This is a genomic window from Halosolutus halophilus (assembly GCF_022869805.1).
GTDB classification, from domain to species: Archaea; Halobacteriota; Halobacteria; order Halobacteriales; family Natrialbaceae; genus Halosolutus; species Halosolutus halophilus.
This window is the reverse complement of record NZ_CP094974.1, coordinates 1,674,014-1,689,392: the sequence shown is the minus strand read 5'-3', so window position 1 is coordinate 1,689,392 and position 15,379 is coordinate 1,674,014. Positions and strand designations below refer to the sequence as shown.

At 64.8% G+C, this 15,379-nt stretch carries 15 protein-coding genes; 11 read left to right on the top strand and 4 right to left on the bottom strand.

Going from position 1 to position 15,379, the window contains the following annotated elements:
* The first annotated feature begins 62 nt into the window (after positions 1–62).
* The 4 genes from MUG98_RS08255 to MUG98_RS08240 all read left to right on the top strand — a co-directional run bounded on the left by MUG98_RS08255 (position 63) and on the right by MUG98_RS08240 (position 4,849).
* Positions 63–1,259, top strand: a complete 1,197-nt coding sequence (locus MUG98_RS08255; protein ID WP_265111659.1) for an ABC transporter permease — start codon at positions 63–65, stop codon at positions 1,257–1,259.
* A complete protein-coding gene (locus MUG98_RS08250; RefSeq protein ID WP_265111658.1) occupies positions 1,256–2,305 on the top strand; it encodes an ABC transporter ATP-binding protein in 1,050 nt (349 codons plus the stop codon). Before MUG98_RS08255 ends, MUG98_RS08250 begins: the two co-directional genes overlap by 4 nt.
* Positions 2,298–3,515: an ABC transporter ATP-binding protein gene (locus MUG98_RS08245; RefSeq protein WP_265111657.1), complete on the top strand. Its 1,218-nt coding sequence runs from the start codon at positions 2,298–2,300 to the stop codon at positions 3,513–3,515. The genes MUG98_RS08250 and MUG98_RS08245 overlap by 8 nt, the downstream gene beginning before the upstream one ends.
* A 128-nt stretch (positions 3,516–3,643) precedes the next feature.
* A complete protein-coding gene (locus MUG98_RS08240) occupies positions 3,644–4,849 on the top strand; it encodes a pyridoxal-phosphate-dependent aminotransferase family protein (protein ID WP_265111656.1) in 1,206 nt (401 codons plus the stop codon).
* Positions 4,850–4,862: 13 nt separating this feature from the next.
* Here the strand turns inward: MUG98_RS08240 and MUG98_RS08235 are convergent, their stop codons facing one another.
* Together MUG98_RS08235 and MUG98_RS08230 are read right to left on the bottom strand one after the other, a co-directional pair.
* Positions 4,863–5,168 (bottom strand): DUF7116 family protein, encoded by a 306-nt coding sequence (locus MUG98_RS08235; protein WP_265112432.1) that lies wholly within the window; start codon positions 5,166–5,168, stop codon positions 4,863–4,865.
* A gap of 246 nt (positions 5,169–5,414) precedes the next feature.
* The gene (locus MUG98_RS08230; protein WP_265111655.1) at positions 5,415–5,654 is read right to left on the bottom strand and encodes a DUF5816 domain-containing protein; all 240 of its coding nucleotides are present in this window, start codon (positions 5,652–5,654) and stop codon (positions 5,415–5,417) included.
* Between the two features lie 150 nt (positions 5,655–5,804).
* Here MUG98_RS08230 and MUG98_RS08225 point away from each other — a divergent pair, with 150 nt between their 5' ends.
* A complete protein-coding gene (locus MUG98_RS08225; RefSeq protein WP_265111654.1) occupies positions 5,805–6,215 on the top strand; it encodes a universal stress protein in 411 nt (136 codons plus the stop codon).
* 11 nt (positions 6,216–6,226) lie between these two features.
* Here MUG98_RS08225 and MUG98_RS08220 read toward each other — a convergent pair whose 3' ends face one another.
* Together MUG98_RS08220 and MUG98_RS08215 are read right to left on the bottom strand one after the other, a co-directional pair.
* Positions 6,227–6,667: a universal stress protein gene (locus tag MUG98_RS08220; RefSeq protein WP_265111653.1), complete on the bottom strand. Its 441-nt coding sequence runs from the start codon at positions 6,665–6,667 to the stop codon at positions 6,227–6,229.
* A gap of 78 nt (positions 6,668–6,745) precedes the next feature.
* Entirely contained in the window at positions 6,746–7,744 is a 999-nt protein-coding gene (locus MUG98_RS08215; protein WP_265111652.1) for a mechanosensitive ion channel family protein, read from the bottom strand.
* 130 nt (positions 7,745–7,874) lie between these two features.
* Between MUG98_RS08215 and trmB the strand changes: the two genes are divergently transcribed.
* From trmB to MUG98_RS08185, 6 genes are all read left to right on the top strand, one after another.
* On the top strand, positions 7,875–8,939 hold the full coding sequence (gene trmB / locus MUG98_RS08210) for an HTH-type sugar sensing transcriptional regulator TrmB (RefSeq protein WP_265111651.1): 1,065 nt from the start codon (positions 7,875–7,877) through the stop codon (positions 8,937–8,939).
* Between the two features lie 349 nt (positions 8,940–9,288).
* Positions 9,289–10,758, top strand: coding sequence for an extracellular solute-binding protein (locus MUG98_RS08205; protein WP_265111650.1), 1,470 nt, complete (start codon positions 9,289–9,291; stop codon positions 10,756–10,758).
* Positions 10,748–11,827: a carbohydrate ABC transporter permease gene (locus tag MUG98_RS08200; protein ID WP_425601083.1), complete on the top strand. Its 1,080-nt coding sequence runs from the start codon at positions 10,748–10,750 to the stop codon at positions 11,825–11,827. The genes MUG98_RS08205 and MUG98_RS08200 overlap by 11 nt, the downstream gene beginning before the upstream one ends.
* On the top strand, positions 11,827–12,885 hold the full coding sequence (locus MUG98_RS08195) for a carbohydrate ABC transporter permease (RefSeq protein WP_265111649.1): 1,059 nt from the start codon (positions 11,827–11,829) through the stop codon (positions 12,883–12,885). Before MUG98_RS08200 ends, MUG98_RS08195 begins: the two co-directional genes overlap by 1 nt.
* Before the next feature lie 13 nt (positions 12,886–12,898).
* Positions 12,899–14,086 carry an ABC transporter ATP-binding protein gene (locus MUG98_RS08190; protein WP_265111648.1) on the top strand — a complete coding sequence of 396 codons (1,188 nt, stop codon included), beginning with the start codon at positions 12,899–12,901 and terminating at the stop codon, positions 14,084–14,086.
* Between the two features lie 135 nt (positions 14,087–14,221).
* Positions 14,222–15,301 carry a Gfo/Idh/MocA family protein gene (locus MUG98_RS08185; protein ID WP_265111647.1) on the top strand — a complete coding sequence of 360 codons (1,080 nt, stop codon included), beginning with the start codon at positions 14,222–14,224 and terminating at the stop codon, positions 15,299–15,301.
* Positions 15,302–15,379: the final 78 nt, after the last annotated feature.

Sequence of the window (15,379 nt, the reverse complement as noted above, 5' to 3'; positions counted from 1 at the left end):
GTTCTTTCTGCTGATCCATCAAAATATTTGTGACACTAGCCGAAAACAGGGGGCAGATATCGATGCCCTCCGCTGACGGCCCTCCAGACCCGCCAGAAACTGCAGCGTTCGAACGCATCGACTGGGACGCCCTCGACGATCCGACCGTTCGACCGCGAGCCCGGACGATCGCGTTCCTGTTCCTGCTCGTCGCACTGGGTGGCGTGTACCTGTACGATCGGTACTACGCACACGTCTATCTCGTCGGGCAGTGGAAGGTCACGCCGATCGACTGGCTCTTCTTGCTCTCGCTGGCGGTGTTCGTCGCGTTCGTGCTCGTTCCGGCGGGACGAAACGCGGACCGCGTCGGTACCTACCTGCGTCGCCTCCGTCGAAATCGATCGGCGTTCGTCGCGAGCGGACTCATCGGCGCCTTCGTTCTCGTCGCGCTGATCGGTCCCCTTTTCGTGGGGGAGCCGCGGATCCGATTCGGACACCGGTTTCATCCGCCGGCCGGGTTTACTGCGGACGCCAGCATCATGAACGACTGTCTCGGACGGCTCTCCGGCGATCGCTGTCGCTGGGCGTGGGCCTACCCGCTCGGAACTGACGGTCGCGGCCACGACATGCTCACGCTCTCGGTGTACGGGGCGCGCGTCTCCCTCTACGTCGTGCTAATCACGAGCATGATCATCGTCCCGATCGCGGTCGGGACCGGCGTCGTCGCGGGCTACGTCGGTGGCCGTGTCGACGACCTCGCGATGACGTACGTCGACGTCCAGCAGTTCGTCCCCGCAATCGTGCTGTATCTCCTGTTCAAGGTCTACGTCGGACGATCGCTGTTCTTACTGATTCTGGCGTTCGGGCTGCTCAGCTGGGGTGGGATCGCAAGACTGGTCCGGAGCGAGACGCTCCAGCGTCGCGAGGAAGGGTACGTCCTCGCCGCCCGGAGCGCCGGGGCGAGTCGACTGTACGTCGTCCGCAAGCACCTCCTGCCGAACGTCTCGAGTACGGTGGTCCCCGCCGTCGCCCACCTGATCCCGGTCCTCGTTCTCACCGAAGCGGGAATCGCGTTTCTCGGGTTCGGAGAGACGGGCCTCAACTCGTGGGGGATGACGATCGCCCACGGGCTAAACGCCACCTCGTCGGGGAGGGTGGATCCGCTCGACCAGTGGTGGGTCTCGACGATCCCGGCGATCCTGTTGACGGTGACCGTCGCGGCGTTCAAACTCGCCGGCGACGGCCTTCGTGACACACTCGATCCGCGAGGTGAACGATGACGGCTCCGTTACTCTCCGTGTCGAACCTGCGGACCTACTTCAGGACGGACCGGGAAACGGTGCGGGCGGTCGACGGTGTCGACTTCGACGTCCACCGCGGCGAGACGGTCGCACTCGTCGGCGAGAGCGGATCCGGCAAGACCGTGGCCTGCGAGTCGATCACCGGGCTACTCGAGCCGTCGGCCGAACTCGTCGGCGGCGAGGTCGAGTTCGACGGAATCGATCTGACGGGACTCTCGTCGGGCGAACGCCGCTCCGTTCGGGGAAACCGGATCGGGCACGTCTTCCAGAACCCCCAGCGATCGCTGTCGCCGGTGTACACGATCGGCGAGCAACTCGTCGAGGCGATGACGATCCACGACGTCGCGGCCGGCCAGGCGGCCCGCGACCGGGCGATCGAACTCCTCGACCGCGTCGGGATTCCCCGTCCCGCAGCCCGCATCGACGACTATCCCCACCAGTTCTCCGGCGGGATGCGCCAGCGCGTCGCGATCGCGATCGCGCTTGCAGCCGATCCGGAGTTGCTCGTCGCCGACGAACCGACGACGGCCCTCGACGTAACCGTCCAGGCCCAGTTGCTGGAACTTCTCGGAGATCTTCAGCGGACGCTCGATCTCGCGGTGATTCTCGTGACGCACGATTTCCGCGTCGTCGCGGAACTCGCCGATCGAGTGGTCGTCATGTACGACGGGGCCGTCATGGAACGGGGCGACGTGGCCGACGTCTTCGACGAACCGGCCCACCCCTACACCCGTGCGCTGCTCGCACGCGAACCGGGATTCCCGGAATCCGGTCCGACAGCCGACCGGCCGGCCGACGAGATCGGGGGCGAACCGGACGGCGACGACGGAGGGTCGGCGGACGGCTGCCGGTTCAGTCGCGAGTGCCCGCACGCGATCGCCGAGTGTCGACGCGGTGTGCATCCGCCGCTGTTTTCGACGCCGACCGGACAAAGCGCGTCCTGCATCTATTACGACGAGGCGTCCGATTCGGACCTCGTCCGTGCTCGGGCCCGCGTCACGACGGAGGTGGCCGACGATGAGTGACGGGCCGATCCTCTCGGTTCACGACCTCGAGACGCACTACCCGGTTACGGAAGGGGTGCTCAGACGCGAAGTCGGTCGCGTTCGCGCCGTCGACGGCATCTCGTTCGATCTCGAACGCGGCGAGACGCTCGCCCTCGTCGGCGAATCCGGCTGTGGCAAGTCGACCGCAGCCCGGACCGTCGTCGGCCTCGAGGAGCCGACGGCCGGGACGGTTCGTTTCGACGGCGTCGACGTGACGACCCCCGACGGGCGAACGCGGACGGACTTTCACCGGCGCGTCAGCATGGTCTTTCAGGATCCCGACTCCAGTTTCAACCCGCGGATGACGGTCGGTGAGGCGGTCGGCGAACCCTTGCGGATCCACGGCCTGCGCGACGCGGACCGGGAACGAACCATCGTCACCGAGCTCCTGGAGCTCGTGGGGCTCGGAGGCGACCACTACGATCGCTACCCGCACGAGTTCTCGGGCGGTCAAAAGCAACGCCTCGCGATCGCTCGGGCCCTCGTGACCAATCCGGAGGTCGTCGTCGTCGACGAACCGGTCAGCGCCCTCGACAGGCGCGTCCAGGGGACAGTTCTCGACGTGCTGGCCGACCTGCAGGCCCGGTTCGAGCTCTCGATCCTGTTTATCACCCACGACACGGACGTGGTCCGGTCGTTCTGCGATCGCGTCGCCGTCATGTATCTCGGAGAACTGGTCGAGCGCGGGTCGGTCGATGCGGTGTTCGACGACCCGGCCCACCCCTACACCCGTGCGCTGCTCGATGCCCGGCCCGCGCTCGACCCTGCCGACAGCGGTCAGATGACGACCCTCACCGGCGAAGTCGGCGATCCGGCCGATCCGCCGAGCGGTTGTCGGTTCCATCCGCGCTGTCCAGCAGTTATCCAGTCCCCCGGGTACGACCTCCCCCGGGACGAGTGGCGCGCGGTACTCGATTTCCGTTACGCGATCGCCGACGCAGCGGCCGACGACGACCCGGTCCGGACGAGCGATCGGTCGCTGCGGACGGTCCACGACGTTCCCGACCCCCTGTCGGATCCCGAGGCGGAAGCGATCCTTTCCCGGGCACTCGCCGACGTCGCCGACGGCGCGATCGAACCGGCGGTCGAGCGCCTCGCCGAGTCGTTTTCCACCGTCTGCGAGGTCGAGGAACCGCCGGAGGTATCCGTCGACGGACGGCCGGTGACCTGCCATCGGCACACCGACTGAGAGCGGCCCCCGCGGAGACGCCGGGCGATCGTCGCTCGAGGTCGGTTCTGCGATCGGCGTTCGGATACGGGGTCGGAACGGTCGCCGACTCGTGAAGACTTTTGCCGATCCCAGTTCCACACGTTAGTATGTCGGACGATTCCGCTTCGAACGAAGCGCCACATGTCGACGAGCTGACGCCACCTAATCGGACGCTGATGGGGCCGGGGCCGAGCGACGTCAATCCCCGCGTCCTGCGGGCGATGAGCACGCCCCTCGTGGGCCATCTCGACCCCTCGTTCGTCGAAATCATGGACGAGGTCCAGGAACTGCTGCGGTACACCTTCCGGACCGACAACCAGTGGACGATCCCGGTTTCCGGAACCGGATCGGCCGCGATGGAGGCGGCGATCGGCAACGTCGTCGAGCCGGGAAATACGATGCTCGTCCCGACGAACGGCTACTTCGGCGGACGGATGGCCTCGATGGCCCGCCGGGCGGGCGGCGAGGTCGTCGAAGTCGACGCCCCGTGGGGCGAACCGCTCGATCCGGCCACCGTCTCCGACGCGCTCGCGGAACACGACCCCGACGTGTTCGGGTTCGTCCACGCCGAGACGAGTACGGGCGTGCTCCAGCCCGACGTGCCGGAACTCACCGCGGCGGCCCACGATCACGAGGCGCTGGTGATCGCCGACACCGTCACCTCCCTCGGCGGGGTCGAGTTGCGAGTCGACGAGTGGGGGATCGACGTCGCCTACTCGGGGCCACAGAAGTGTCTCTCCTGTCCGCCGGGGGCCAGCCCGCTCACCCTCTCCGACGAGGCCATGGACAAGGTCCTCACGCGCGACGAAGACCCCCGATCGTGGTACCTCGACCTCTCCCTGCTCGAGGGGTACTGGGGCGACGAGCGCTCGTATCACCACACCGCGCCGATCACGAACGTCTACGCGATCCGGGAGGCACTGCGGCTGGTGGCCGAGGAGGGCATCGAACAGCGGTGGGCCCGTCACGAACGTCTGGCCGGCGCGCTGAAAGCCGGCGTCGAGGCGATGGGCCTGGAAATGAACGCCCCCGACGAGTACTGGCTTCCGAGCCTGAACGCCGTCCGGGTGCCCGACGGCATCGACGACGGCGCGGTCTGTGCCGAGCTGCTCGATCGGTTCGACCTCGAGATCGCGGGCGGCCTCGGCGACCTCGACGGTGAGATCTTCCGCATCGGCTGTATGGGCCACTCCGCGCGACCGGAGAACGTGATCTACGTGGTCACGGCGCTCGGTGACGTGCTGGAAGAGATGGGTGCTGACGTCGATCCCGGCGCTGGTGTGACGGCGACCAGGCGTGCGCTAAAAGAATGATCGATCGCGGCCGTCAGGCCGAGACGCGCGGTCCCGGCGGGGCCCGTTCGACCTGATAGTCCTCCCCGTCGGCGACGATGATCGCCCACTCGTAATTCGGGTTCACGCTTGTGAGCCGCTGCTCTAGATCGTCTGCGTCTTCGGGACGAGCGACGAAACAGTGGAACCGTCCCGATCCGGATGGAAGCGATCCGTTCTCGAGGACCGCATTCACGTGGACGACTTTCCACTCGCGTTCGGCTCGAAACTCCGGGCCGTCCCCTTCGACGGTGTAGCCCAGCTCTGCGAAAATCGATCTGGCCTGCTCGACGAGTCGCATGTTAACAGGACCCATTCGTATAGACGAACGTGGGCATCCAACATAAACGTTAGTACGTAACAAGATTTCGCCGCTTCGGTCGAACGATCGGGCACGGAGAGTGGTATTTGCATAAAATATCGTAACAGTTCGGCTCGATCGTTGGGCAGTGGATGGTAGTTGCTGACGGAATACGTGTGATCGGAATTCGGGTCGTCTACGTCGGGAATCGACTCCTCGTCGCGGCCGCACCGCCGATCGAAGCGCTCACTCGTGGGCAGCGTCCCACTCGGTCGGCTTTCGGAAGTTCCCACACCGGTTGCACTTGATCCGCCCCATCGAGTCCATCGCGTTGTCGAAACTCTCGCAGTTCGTACAGAACCAGCCGTATCGACGGTCGGCGTCGCGAGATTCGTAGGCGACGAGGAAGGGTCCCTTCGAACCCTTGTCCCCGTCGGTTTCGGACACGTAGACCGTCGTGTCGTCCTCGGTCGTCCGCGTTTGCATGGGCGGTCGTAGCGTCGCGGGCGGTAAAGGCGTGTCTTTCCGCCAGTCGGGGCGCGATTCACCACGCCCGCAGCGTGGTACGGGGTGTTTTATCAGGGTCAGACGAGACAACTGAAAAGCTTACCCGGCAGGAAATCGTTCGATGTCGTGATGACGTTGGTCGTGGTCCCCGTTCGGTATCCGTTGACGAAACACTCGCGTTGGACGCTCGAGCGGGCGATCGAGGTCGCTCGCGAGCGAGACGCGGCGTTGACAGTCTTGCACATCGATCTCTACCAGAACGGGCGAAAAGTCCGCCGAACGGACCTGAAAAACGCCGTCGAGGAGACGTTCGGCCGCATCGAGAACACGCGGTACGTCGTCCGAACGGGGTTTCTCGTCGAGGAGAGCATTCTCGACGAAGTCGCGGCCGAGGAGGCCGACGCCGTCGTCATCGGCACGCGCCAGGCGAGTCGACTGCGGCGGATCTTCCAGCGGTTCACTGACAATCCGGACATCGATCGCTACCTGCGCGAGCACCTCGACTGCGACGTGATCACCGTCGAGAGCGCAGCGGCGTAGTCCCGGCCCGTTCAGTCGTCGCCCGCCCCTCGCACGACGAACACTGGAATCGACGCGTTGTCGACGACGCGCTCCGAGACGCTGCCGAGCGAGGTAACCTTCTCCCGCGGACTCTTGCCGCGCGTCCCGATGACGATCAGGTCGATTCCGTTCTCGTCGGCGTACTCGAGGATCGCCTTCGATGGAGTCCCCTCCCGAACCTCGCCGACAGCGTCGAGACCCTCCGCCGCCGCCCGGTCCTCGACGGCAGCGACGGCCTCCCGTCCCTCCGCTTCCAGTGACTGTTCGAGATCCGATCCCATTTCGTCGGACGCTGCCGCCGTGATGCGACTGTCGACGACGTACAGCGCGTGGACCGTCGCGTCGTTCGTCGCGGCGATCGGCAACCCGTGTGCGAGCGTCTCGGGCACCGTGCTACTGCCGTCGGTCGGAATGAGAATGTCGTCGTACATCCGTCGGCGGCTACGTATCCGACCCCTATCAAAATACCTTCGCGGCGGTCGGATCGCCCCTGTACACCGATCGATCGGCTACTCGTCTACCTCCCCGGAACCGTCGCCCACCTCGACCGACCCACCGGCGGGGACCCGGTCCGATCGGTTCTGATCGACGGCCACCTGCGCGACGCCGCTGGTGTCGTCGAAGACGTGGTGGCGACGTGGGTAGGCGAACTCGACGTCGCGCTCCGCGAACCGTTCCCGGACCGCCGCGTGGACGGCCGACCGTGCGACCGCCTGCTTGTACGGCTGGTTGAGCCAGAAGTACAGTTCGAGCATGATGCCGTTGTCGCCGTACTCCGCGATGTTACAGAGAGGTGCTGCCGCGTAGCGGGCGCTCCCGATCCGGATGTCCGGTCCGCCGGAGATGACCGCGTCGACCGATCGAGCGGCCCGCTCGGCCTGCTGGCGCGCGACCTCGATGTCGCTGTCGTAGGTGACGTCGAACTCGATCGAGAGGCGGGTCCGTTCGTCTTCTGCGGAGTAGTTGACGACGTCGCGGGACTGGATCTCGGCGTTCGGGACGACGATGAACGTGTTCTGGAGGGTGAAGATTTTCGTGTACCGCATCGTGATGTCCTCGACGAAGCCGACGTGGCCCTGATCGACGACCTCGATCATGTCGCCGATCTCGTAGGGCCGATCCGCGAGGACGAACAGGCCGTTGATGTAGTTGCCGACAAGCGGTGCGAGCACGATCGCGATCACGGCCGAGATGACGGTCACCGAGAGGAAGATCTCGGTGCCGCCGACGCCCAGGATTCTAAGCGCGACGAGGAGCGCGGTGACCAGAACCGCCGCCTTGACCCCACGTAACACTGTTCGGGTCACGCTCGGGCGTTCGATCCGCTGGGCGACCGTTCGGCCGGCGACCCTGACGGCGAGTTTCGAAAGGTACCAGCCGATCACGAGGACGATCGCGGCGAGAACGAGATCCATCAGCGGATCCGGGACGTCGATGGGGAGGACGCCCTCGACCTCCTCCGTCGCGTTGCTCACATTGCTCGCGTTCGACTGCGCGACCCCTCGCATGGGAACAACCTCAGGTCGGCCGTGGTTAAGCGTTCTGACCCGCGGATCGCCCCTCGACAACGCGATTTCGAAAATGCGTGTTACTCGATGCATAATAAATCATTTACCCATCGGGACCGTTCCGTCGGATATGGCACCAGACGAGCTTCGCTCGACGGTCGAGCGCGTCGGGGACCGGTTCAACCTCGGCGAGTACGAGATCGACGCCTACCTCACCGTCCTGGAACAGGGTCAGCTCACGGCGAGCGAGATCGCGGATCGCACCGACATCCCACAGCCCCGCGTCTACGACACCGTCCGCAGCCTGAGCGATCGCGGCCTCGTCGAACTGCGCGAATCCCGTCCGATGAAGGTCGTCGCGATCGATCCCGGCGAAGCCTTCGAAAACGTCCAGAACTCGCTGGAACAGATGATCGACGAACTCGAGGCGCGCTACACCGCACCGGCCCGGGACACGGAGGCCGTCTCGCTCGTGAAGTCCCGATCGACGATCCTGCGGTACCTGGAGGAGGTCATCGACGCCGCCGAGTACGAACTCTCGCTGTCGCTGACGCCCGATCTGCTCACCCGGTTCGAGGAGGAACTCGGGGCCGCCGTCGACGCCGGTGTGAGCGTCGATCTGATCGTGACGCCGGCAGCCGAGGCTCCCGACCCGGCCGAGTTCGACTACCTCGAAGTGGCGACGACGGCCCGCGCGCGCCGCGGGATCACCACCCCCGTCGTGGCCGTCGCCGACGGGAACTACTCCGTGTACGCGACCCAGGACGCCCTCCGCGACGACCAGGACCGGTACGGCGTCATCTTCAACCGCTCCGCGCTCGGCTTTCTGGTCTCGGGCTTCTTCGGGACCGTGCTCTGGACGACGGCCGAACGGACCCTCGGCGAGGACGGCAGCGCGAGAACGTACCCCCGCAAGTACGCCTCGATCCGCCGCTGCGTGAAGGACATCATCGACGACGGCGGCGAGTTCTACGCGACTATCGAGGGACGGGACGTCGCCGTCGGCGGCCAGCGGATCGTTCGCGGACGCATCGTCGACGTCTCGTTCGAGGTCAGCGAGGAAGTCGCCGCCCTCACGATGGAGAGCGAGGACGGCGGGGAGGTCACGATCGGTGGCCGCGTCGCCGCACTCGAGGACGTCGAAGCCCACGAAATCCACATCGGTCGCCACGAACCGCCGACGATCGAGGACTGATCGACTCGAGCGAGAGGACAGCGAGTCCGCCGAATCACGGGAGACGGCGATTCAGTGACGCCACGGCCCGGCCCCCCGACGCGAGAACGGTGACTTTCCTCGTCGTAAATGCCAGCAGACAGGATCCTTGGACGCTCTAGTGACGTCCTCCCCGTCGTGAACGACGGGGCCTTCCCCGCATAGCTTGGCAGCCGATCGGCGGTCGGTGATCCGCGGAAAGACCGGAGTCGACCGATATTACGGAGGTCGTAATGGCCGATTACACTAGCACGCGATCCCGACTGTCTCAATTAGTTACATTCGTGCAAGCCAACCAATTAAGAGCCAGTATGTCATTTAGCTACGTCGGATGGGACCAGATAGCACAGGACGAAACGGTCGTCCCGGGGTATCCCGTCGGACGTTCGTGGCCGCGGCGGGGACGTCCGCGACGTTGGGCGCGACGGCGATCGCCGGCTGTGTCGGTCGCGGACAGCGACCGAACACCGTCGTGATGACCGCCGCAACGGATGTCGAAGGGATCATGTACAGCGACGGCGACGGCCCTTCCGTCCAGCAGGCGCTTTGGGACGCCGGCCTCGACGAGGACATCCGCGTCGACATCCAGACCGTCGTCAGCGATTCCGCAACGCGAATGCAGACGACCCAGTCGGCGCTCGAGGCGGGTCGCGCCCCGCCCGACATCCACCTGATGGACAGCGGCTGGACGGTTCCGTTCATCCTTCGGAACCAGACGGTCAACCTGAGCGAGAACCTCTCGGACGACGTTCTCCAGCGTGTCAACGACGACTACCTCGAAGCGATCCTCGAGACGGCGCGTCATCCCGAGTCCGGGGATCTCCACGCGCTGCCGATGTTCCCCGATCTGGGGTTCACGTTGTACCGGCAGGACCTTATCGAGGACGCAGGACACGATACCAGCGGCTGGGGAACGGATCCACCGAGCTGGGAGAAGTTCGCGAACGCAGTCAGCGACGCGAGGGACCAGGCCGGCCTCAACTACGGGTACACGACGCAGGCGGCCGCCTACGAGGGGCTATCCTGCTGTACGTTCAACGAGGTGATGACCTCCTGGGGAGGGGCCTACTTCGGCAGCTCAGAGAACCTGTTCACCGCCGGCGAGCGCCCGGTCACCGTCAACGAACAACCGGTCATCGACGCGATCCGGATGATGCGCTCGTTCATCGAGGGCGAGAGCGGGAATGCGCTCGACGGGTACCCCCAGATCTGTCCGTCACCGATCGTCCAGTGGACGGAACAGGAATCGCTCAGTCCGTTCGCGGCCGGGAACGCCGTCTCGAACCGCAACTGGTCGTACGCGATCGCGGAGACGGGAACCGAGGAGGTCTTCGGTGAGAACCTCGGCGTGATGACGAGACCGTACGCGGTCTCCGAAGAGGAAGCCGAGTACGAGGGCACCGGCGGCACCGCTGCGGCACTCGGCGGCTGGAACCTCGCCGTGAGTCCGTTCTCGGAACGCCAGGAGGAAGCGCTGCAAGTCCTCGAGGCGTTCAGTCACGAGGAAGTAATGCTCACCATCTTCGAACTCGCGGGGTTTCTCCCGCCGAACCTCGATCTGGTCGGGGAGGCCAATCCGGACGACGTCGGCCCAGTCGCTCGCTACGGGGACGTGGTTAATTCGGCCAGCGAGAACGCGATCCCACGGCCGGCAACCGACCTCTGGCCCGAACAATCGGCGCTGATCTATCAGGAGATCAACGCGGCGTACCGCGGCGCGAAAGCGCCCGAATCGGCGATGAACGATCTCGCGGAAGAGCTCGAACAGAGCGAAGCGGAGGTGCAATCGAATGGTAACTGATACCGACGACAGCCCCGTGACCGACGACGAAATGGTTACAGACGGTGGAAGGCTGGCCGGCGGCGAAGCGGGGAGGGCCAGAGACCGTGATCGGACGGGCAACGCCGTCGTCAACTGGATGGAGAACCTGAGCGAGGCGGCCTACGCGTACCTACTGTTGTTCCCCGCGTTCGCGCTGCTGGCACTGATCGCGTTCTACCCGTTGCTTCGGACGTTCGTCATCTCGTTGCGCGCCGACCAGACGCGCGGGATGGATCCGCTCGGTGCGTTCGTCGGCGTCGAAAACTACGTCGACATTCTCACCGGGAACGCGCGGCTGGCCCGGCAGTTCCTCGACGTGGGGCTGACGTCGTCGATTCCTTTTATCGAACTCGGCACTCCGTTCTTCCAGCAGGCCTTGTTCGTCACGCTCGCGTTCGCGGTTATCAGCGTCGTCATGGAGACGGTGATCGGGTTCGGGCAGGCCTACGTGCTCGACCAGGACTTCCGGGGCCGACGCTGGGTCCGCGTGGCGATCATCCTCCCGTGGGCGGTGCCGATCGTCATCCAAGGGATGATCTTCTTCCTGCTGTTCCAGCCGACGGTCGGATTCGGCTCCGACCTCATGCAGAGCCTCGGCATCTTCAGCGGAACACCGCTGGCCAACAGCCGGGACGCCTTCATCATCATCCTCGTGGCCGACATCTGGAAGTCGTCGGCGTTCATGGCTCTGTTGATCCTCGCGGGGCTCCAGAGCGTCGATCGGAGTCTGTACGACGTCGCGCGCGTGGCCGGGGCCTCGCCGTGGCAGCGGTTTAAACTAATCACGCTCCCGCTGGTGATGCCGGCGCTGTTAGTCGCGATGCTGTTCCGGACGATGGACGCGATGCGTGTCTTCGGCTTGATCGAATCCACCGCCGGCTGTACGACCGTGCCGTCGTTGAGTTGCCTCGTCGTCGAGGCGATGTTCGGCGGGACCCGCATCTACGCGACCGCTGCCGCCGTGGCATTCGCGACGGCGCTCGTCATCGGCCTGATCATCGCCGTGTACGTACTGCTCTTCCGCGATACCGAAGGGGGGATGTACTAATGACCGATCCGAAAGATTCCACGGACCCGCGAAACGCCACCGAACCCAACGACACTGGAGGTATCGGCGCTGACAGGGATGACCCGTCACGAGATCCGACGCTTCGCCGAACCGACGGCGGCACGGTCCTCGAGGACGACCGCGACGCGGAACTCGACCGCGGCCCGTTGCAGCAGTGGGTCGCCGACTCCATCTCCAACCCGAAGCGGGTCTACCGGGCGATGTTCTACGTCGCGGCGATCTTCTTCCTGTTCACGACGCTATTCCCGTTCTACTGGCTGCTCATGGTCGCGCTGACGCCGGAAGGACAGCTCCAGGACATCGTCTTTACGCCTAACGGCTTCAATCCTGGCGCGTTCGTCGAGGTCTTCGAGGTCATTCCCTTCCACGTCTACATGTTCAACAGCTTCGTGATCGCGCTGGCCTCGACGATCGTCGTCCTCGTCATCGCGAGCCTCGCCGGCTACGCGTTCGGTCGCCTCGAGTTCCCCGGCCGAACGCCGCTCATGCTACTGGTGTTGGTAATTTCCTTCTTCCCGCCAGCCGCCTTCTTCATTCCGCTGAACGACCTCTTTAACACCTCATTCGCAGTCCTCAGGCCGATCACCGGTGACGGCACGCTCTACAACACACCTTTCGCCCTCGTGACTCCGCTGTCGGCGATCTTCATGCCGCTAGCGATATTCATCCTCACGACGTTCTACGGGCAGATTCCGGACGGCCTCGAGGACGCGGCTCGCGTCGAGGGAACGACTCGACTCGGTGCGCTGTTCCGGGTCATTATTCCCCTGTCGGCGCCCGGCGTCGCGACCGCCGGCGTGTTGACGTTCATCGCGGTCTACAACGAGTTCTTCTTCTCGTTCCTGATGACGGACGGCCAGCCCGAGAACTGGGCGCCGATCCTCGACGGCATTCTCGCCTATCAGGGGCAGTACCAGGTGCTGTACAACCTCATGGCCGCCGCGAGTATCATCGGGGTGATACCCGTCGCGATCCTCGTCGTCGTGGCCCAAGAAAAGATCGTCAGCGGACTCACCGCAGGCGCACTCAAAGAATAAGGAGATCACAATCATGGCACGAGTACGACTCGAGAATATCACGAAACGCTACGATGACGTCACCGCGGTCGACGACGTGAACATGGAGATCGAGGACGGCGAGTTCGTCACTTTCGTCGGCCCCTCGGGCTGTGGGAAGTCGACGACGATGGAGACAGTCGCGGGACTCACCAAGCCGACGGAGGGCCAGGTGTACATCGGCGACGACGACGTCACGACCCTCGCGCCGAAGGACCGGGGCGTCGCGATGGTCTTCCAGAACATCGCGCTGTTCCCCCACATGGACGTCTTCGACAACATCTCCTTCGGCCTTCGACTGCGCAAGTACGACGACGACGAGATCCGCCGCCGCGTCGAACAGGCCGCCGACGTCGTTCAACTCGAGGGGATGCTCGATCGCATGCCCGACGAGATGTCCGGCGGCCAGCGCCAGCGAGTCGCGATCGCACGCGCGATCGTCCGGAATCCGGACGTCTTCCTGATGGACGAGCCGCTGGCGAACCTCGACGCGAAGCTGCGCGTCCACATGCGCACCGAACTCCAGCGGCTCCACCGCGAACTCGGGACGACGATCATCTACGTCACCCACGACCAGGCCGAGGCGATGACGATGTCCAATCGGATCGCCGTCCTGAACGAGGGTAGACTCCAGCAACTCGCGGCGCCGCTGGTCTGCTACAACGAACCCGCGAACCTGTTCGTGGCCGGCTTCATCGGTTCACCGTCGATGAACTTCGCCGAGGGCGAACTCATCGAGAACGGCCTCGAGACGAAGAACTTCACCGTGGAGTTCGAACCGACTCAGGTTCCGGGAGCGACGGTGGGCGACGCCATCACCCTCGGAATCAGGCCGGAAGACGTTCACATGGTCCAGTACGCGAACTCGCTCGAGTCGTCGACGGATCCGATCGACGCCCGGACCGACGTCCTCGAACCGATGGGCGACGAGGTCTTCGTCTACCTGTTACTCTCCGAGGCCACGGTGGGATCGATGGAGGAAGATCCCGCGACGTCGCCCAACCAGTTGCTGATGAGCGTCACCCCCGACACGGATATCGAGGCGGACCAGGAGATCGAGGTCGTCCTCGACCGATCGAAGATTCACCTCTTCGATTCGGCCACCGGCGAGGCGCTGGTCCACGGGATTACCGACCTCCCGGAACGAGAGCCCGGCACGACCCCGACCGAGGCGGATAGCTGACGGATCGTCGTCCTTGCCGTCCCGAATCCGCTCTCAGTTGGCGACGGATCAAAGACGATCGAGCACCAACACTTCGGAAAGGGATCCCAGGTGTATCGACCCGAAACGAGCCACCACTGCCCATAGAGACCTCCGATGACACCCGATCGATCAGACTGCAGGACCGGTATCGTCGGCCTCGGCAATATCGGCCAGTACCACGCCGAACGACTCCGCGATCTCGACGTTCCGCTCGTCGGTGGGATGGACGTCGCCGCCGAGGCGCGGACGCGCTTTGCCCGTCGGTACGACGTCGACGTCTACGAAGATCATAACGACCTGTACGACGTCGTCGACGCCGTTATCATCACGACGCCGAACAAGTACCACGAGGAGTACGCCATCGACGCCTTCGGGCGAAACCTGCACGTCCTGCTCGAGAAACCCCTCGCACACTCGATCGAGAGTGCCGAACGGATCGCCGACGCGGCGGTGGACTCCAGTGGTTACTGTATGGTCGGGTTCAATAACCGGTTCGCGAACACGGTCCAGATCGTCAAGAACCGGATCGATCGGGGTGATCTCGGTGAAGTGGGCCACATCGAGGCGAACTACATCCGTCGACGGGGGATCCCCGGTCGCGGGTCGTGGTTCACCCGCCGCGAGATCGCCGGCGGGGGCTCGCTCATCGATCTCGGCGTTCACGCGATCGACCTCGCGCTGTACCTGTTCGGGTACCCCGACGCGACGGAGGTAAACGGCGTGACGAGGGGCGAGTTCGGCGGTCGCGAAGAATACGCGTATCTCGACATGTGGGCAGAGGACGAAGGGGCTGCTGGTTTCGACGTCGACGACTCGGCGAGCGCGTTCGTTCGCTGTGACCGGAACCGGACGATCTCGCTCGAGGTGGCGTGGGCGACGAACCGGCCAGCGAACCACGAGTTTTTCGTTCGGGGAACCGAGGCGGCCGCCCGGTTCGACCTGCTCGACGGCGATCTCTCGTTCCACTCCGCGAGCAAGGTCGGCCCCGACCACCTCGAGAACACGTCCATCGAAACCCGGCAGAACGACACTCACACGGAAGAGCAGAAGGCCTTTTTCGACGCGATCAGCGACGGAGACTACGAAAACGAGGCCATCAGCGACAGCATCGAACGAGCACTGAAGGTCCAGCAGATCATCGACGCGATCTACCAGTCGAGCGAGGAGGGAGCGACGGTCTCGATCGGTGAGTAGCGGCTGCCTACCCGGCCGCGATCGCGACCCGACCGACAGCGCGACTGAGACTCGATCGTGACAGCCCCAGTATGGACA

Excerpts from the sequence above, each read along its gene's own strand:
- MUG98_RS08225 (WP_265111654.1), top strand. The coding sequence starts at position 5,805 with ATGACGTTGGTCGTGGTCCCCGTTCGGTATCCGTTGACGAAACACTCG.
- MUG98_RS08240 (WP_265111656.1), top strand. The coding sequence starts at position 3,644 with ATGTCGGACGATTCCGCTTCGAACGAAGCGCCACATGTCGACGAGCTG.
- MUG98_RS08230 (WP_265111655.1), bottom strand. The coding sequence starts at position 5,654 with ATGCAAACGCGGACGACCGAGGACGACACGACGGTCTACGTGTCCGAA.
- MUG98_RS08220 (WP_265111653.1), bottom strand. The coding sequence starts at position 6,667 with ATGTACGACGACATTCTCATTCCGACCGACGGCAGTAGCACGGTGCCC.
- MUG98_RS08190 (WP_265111648.1), top strand. The coding sequence starts at position 12,899 with ATGGCACGAGTACGACTCGAGAATATCACGAAACGCTACGATGACGTC.
- MUG98_RS08235 (WP_265112432.1), bottom strand. The coding sequence starts at position 5,168 with ATGCGACTCGTCGAGCAGGCCAGATCGATTTTCGCAGAGCTGGGCTAC.
- MUG98_RS08195 (WP_265111649.1), top strand. The coding sequence starts at position 11,827 with ATGACCGATCCGAAAGATTCCACGGACCCGCGAAACGCCACCGAACCC.
- MUG98_RS08185 (WP_265111647.1), top strand. The coding sequence starts at position 14,222 with ATGACACCCGATCGATCAGACTGCAGGACCGGTATCGTCGGCCTCGGC.
- MUG98_RS08245 (WP_265111657.1), top strand. The coding sequence starts at position 2,298 with ATGAGTGACGGGCCGATCCTCTCGGTTCACGACCTCGAGACGCACTAC.
- MUG98_RS08255 (WP_265111659.1), top strand. The coding sequence starts at position 63 with ATGCCCTCCGCTGACGGCCCTCCAGACCCGCCAGAAACTGCAGCGTTC.
- trmB (WP_265111651.1), top strand. The coding sequence starts at position 7,875 with ATGGCACCAGACGAGCTTCGCTCGACGGTCGAGCGCGTCGGGGACCGG.
- MUG98_RS08205 (WP_265111650.1), top strand. The coding sequence starts at position 9,289 with ATGGGACCAGATAGCACAGGACGAAACGGTCGTCCCGGGGTATCCCGT.
- MUG98_RS08250 (WP_265111658.1), top strand. The coding sequence starts at position 1,256 with ATGACGGCTCCGTTACTCTCCGTGTCGAACCTGCGGACCTACTTCAGG.
- MUG98_RS08200 (WP_425601083.1), top strand. The coding sequence starts at position 10,748 with ATGGTAACTGATACCGACGACAGCCCCGTGACCGACGACGAAATGGTT.
- MUG98_RS08215 (WP_265111652.1), bottom strand. The coding sequence starts at position 7,744 with ATGCGAGGGGTCGCGCAGTCGAACGCGAGCAATGTGAGCAACGCGACG.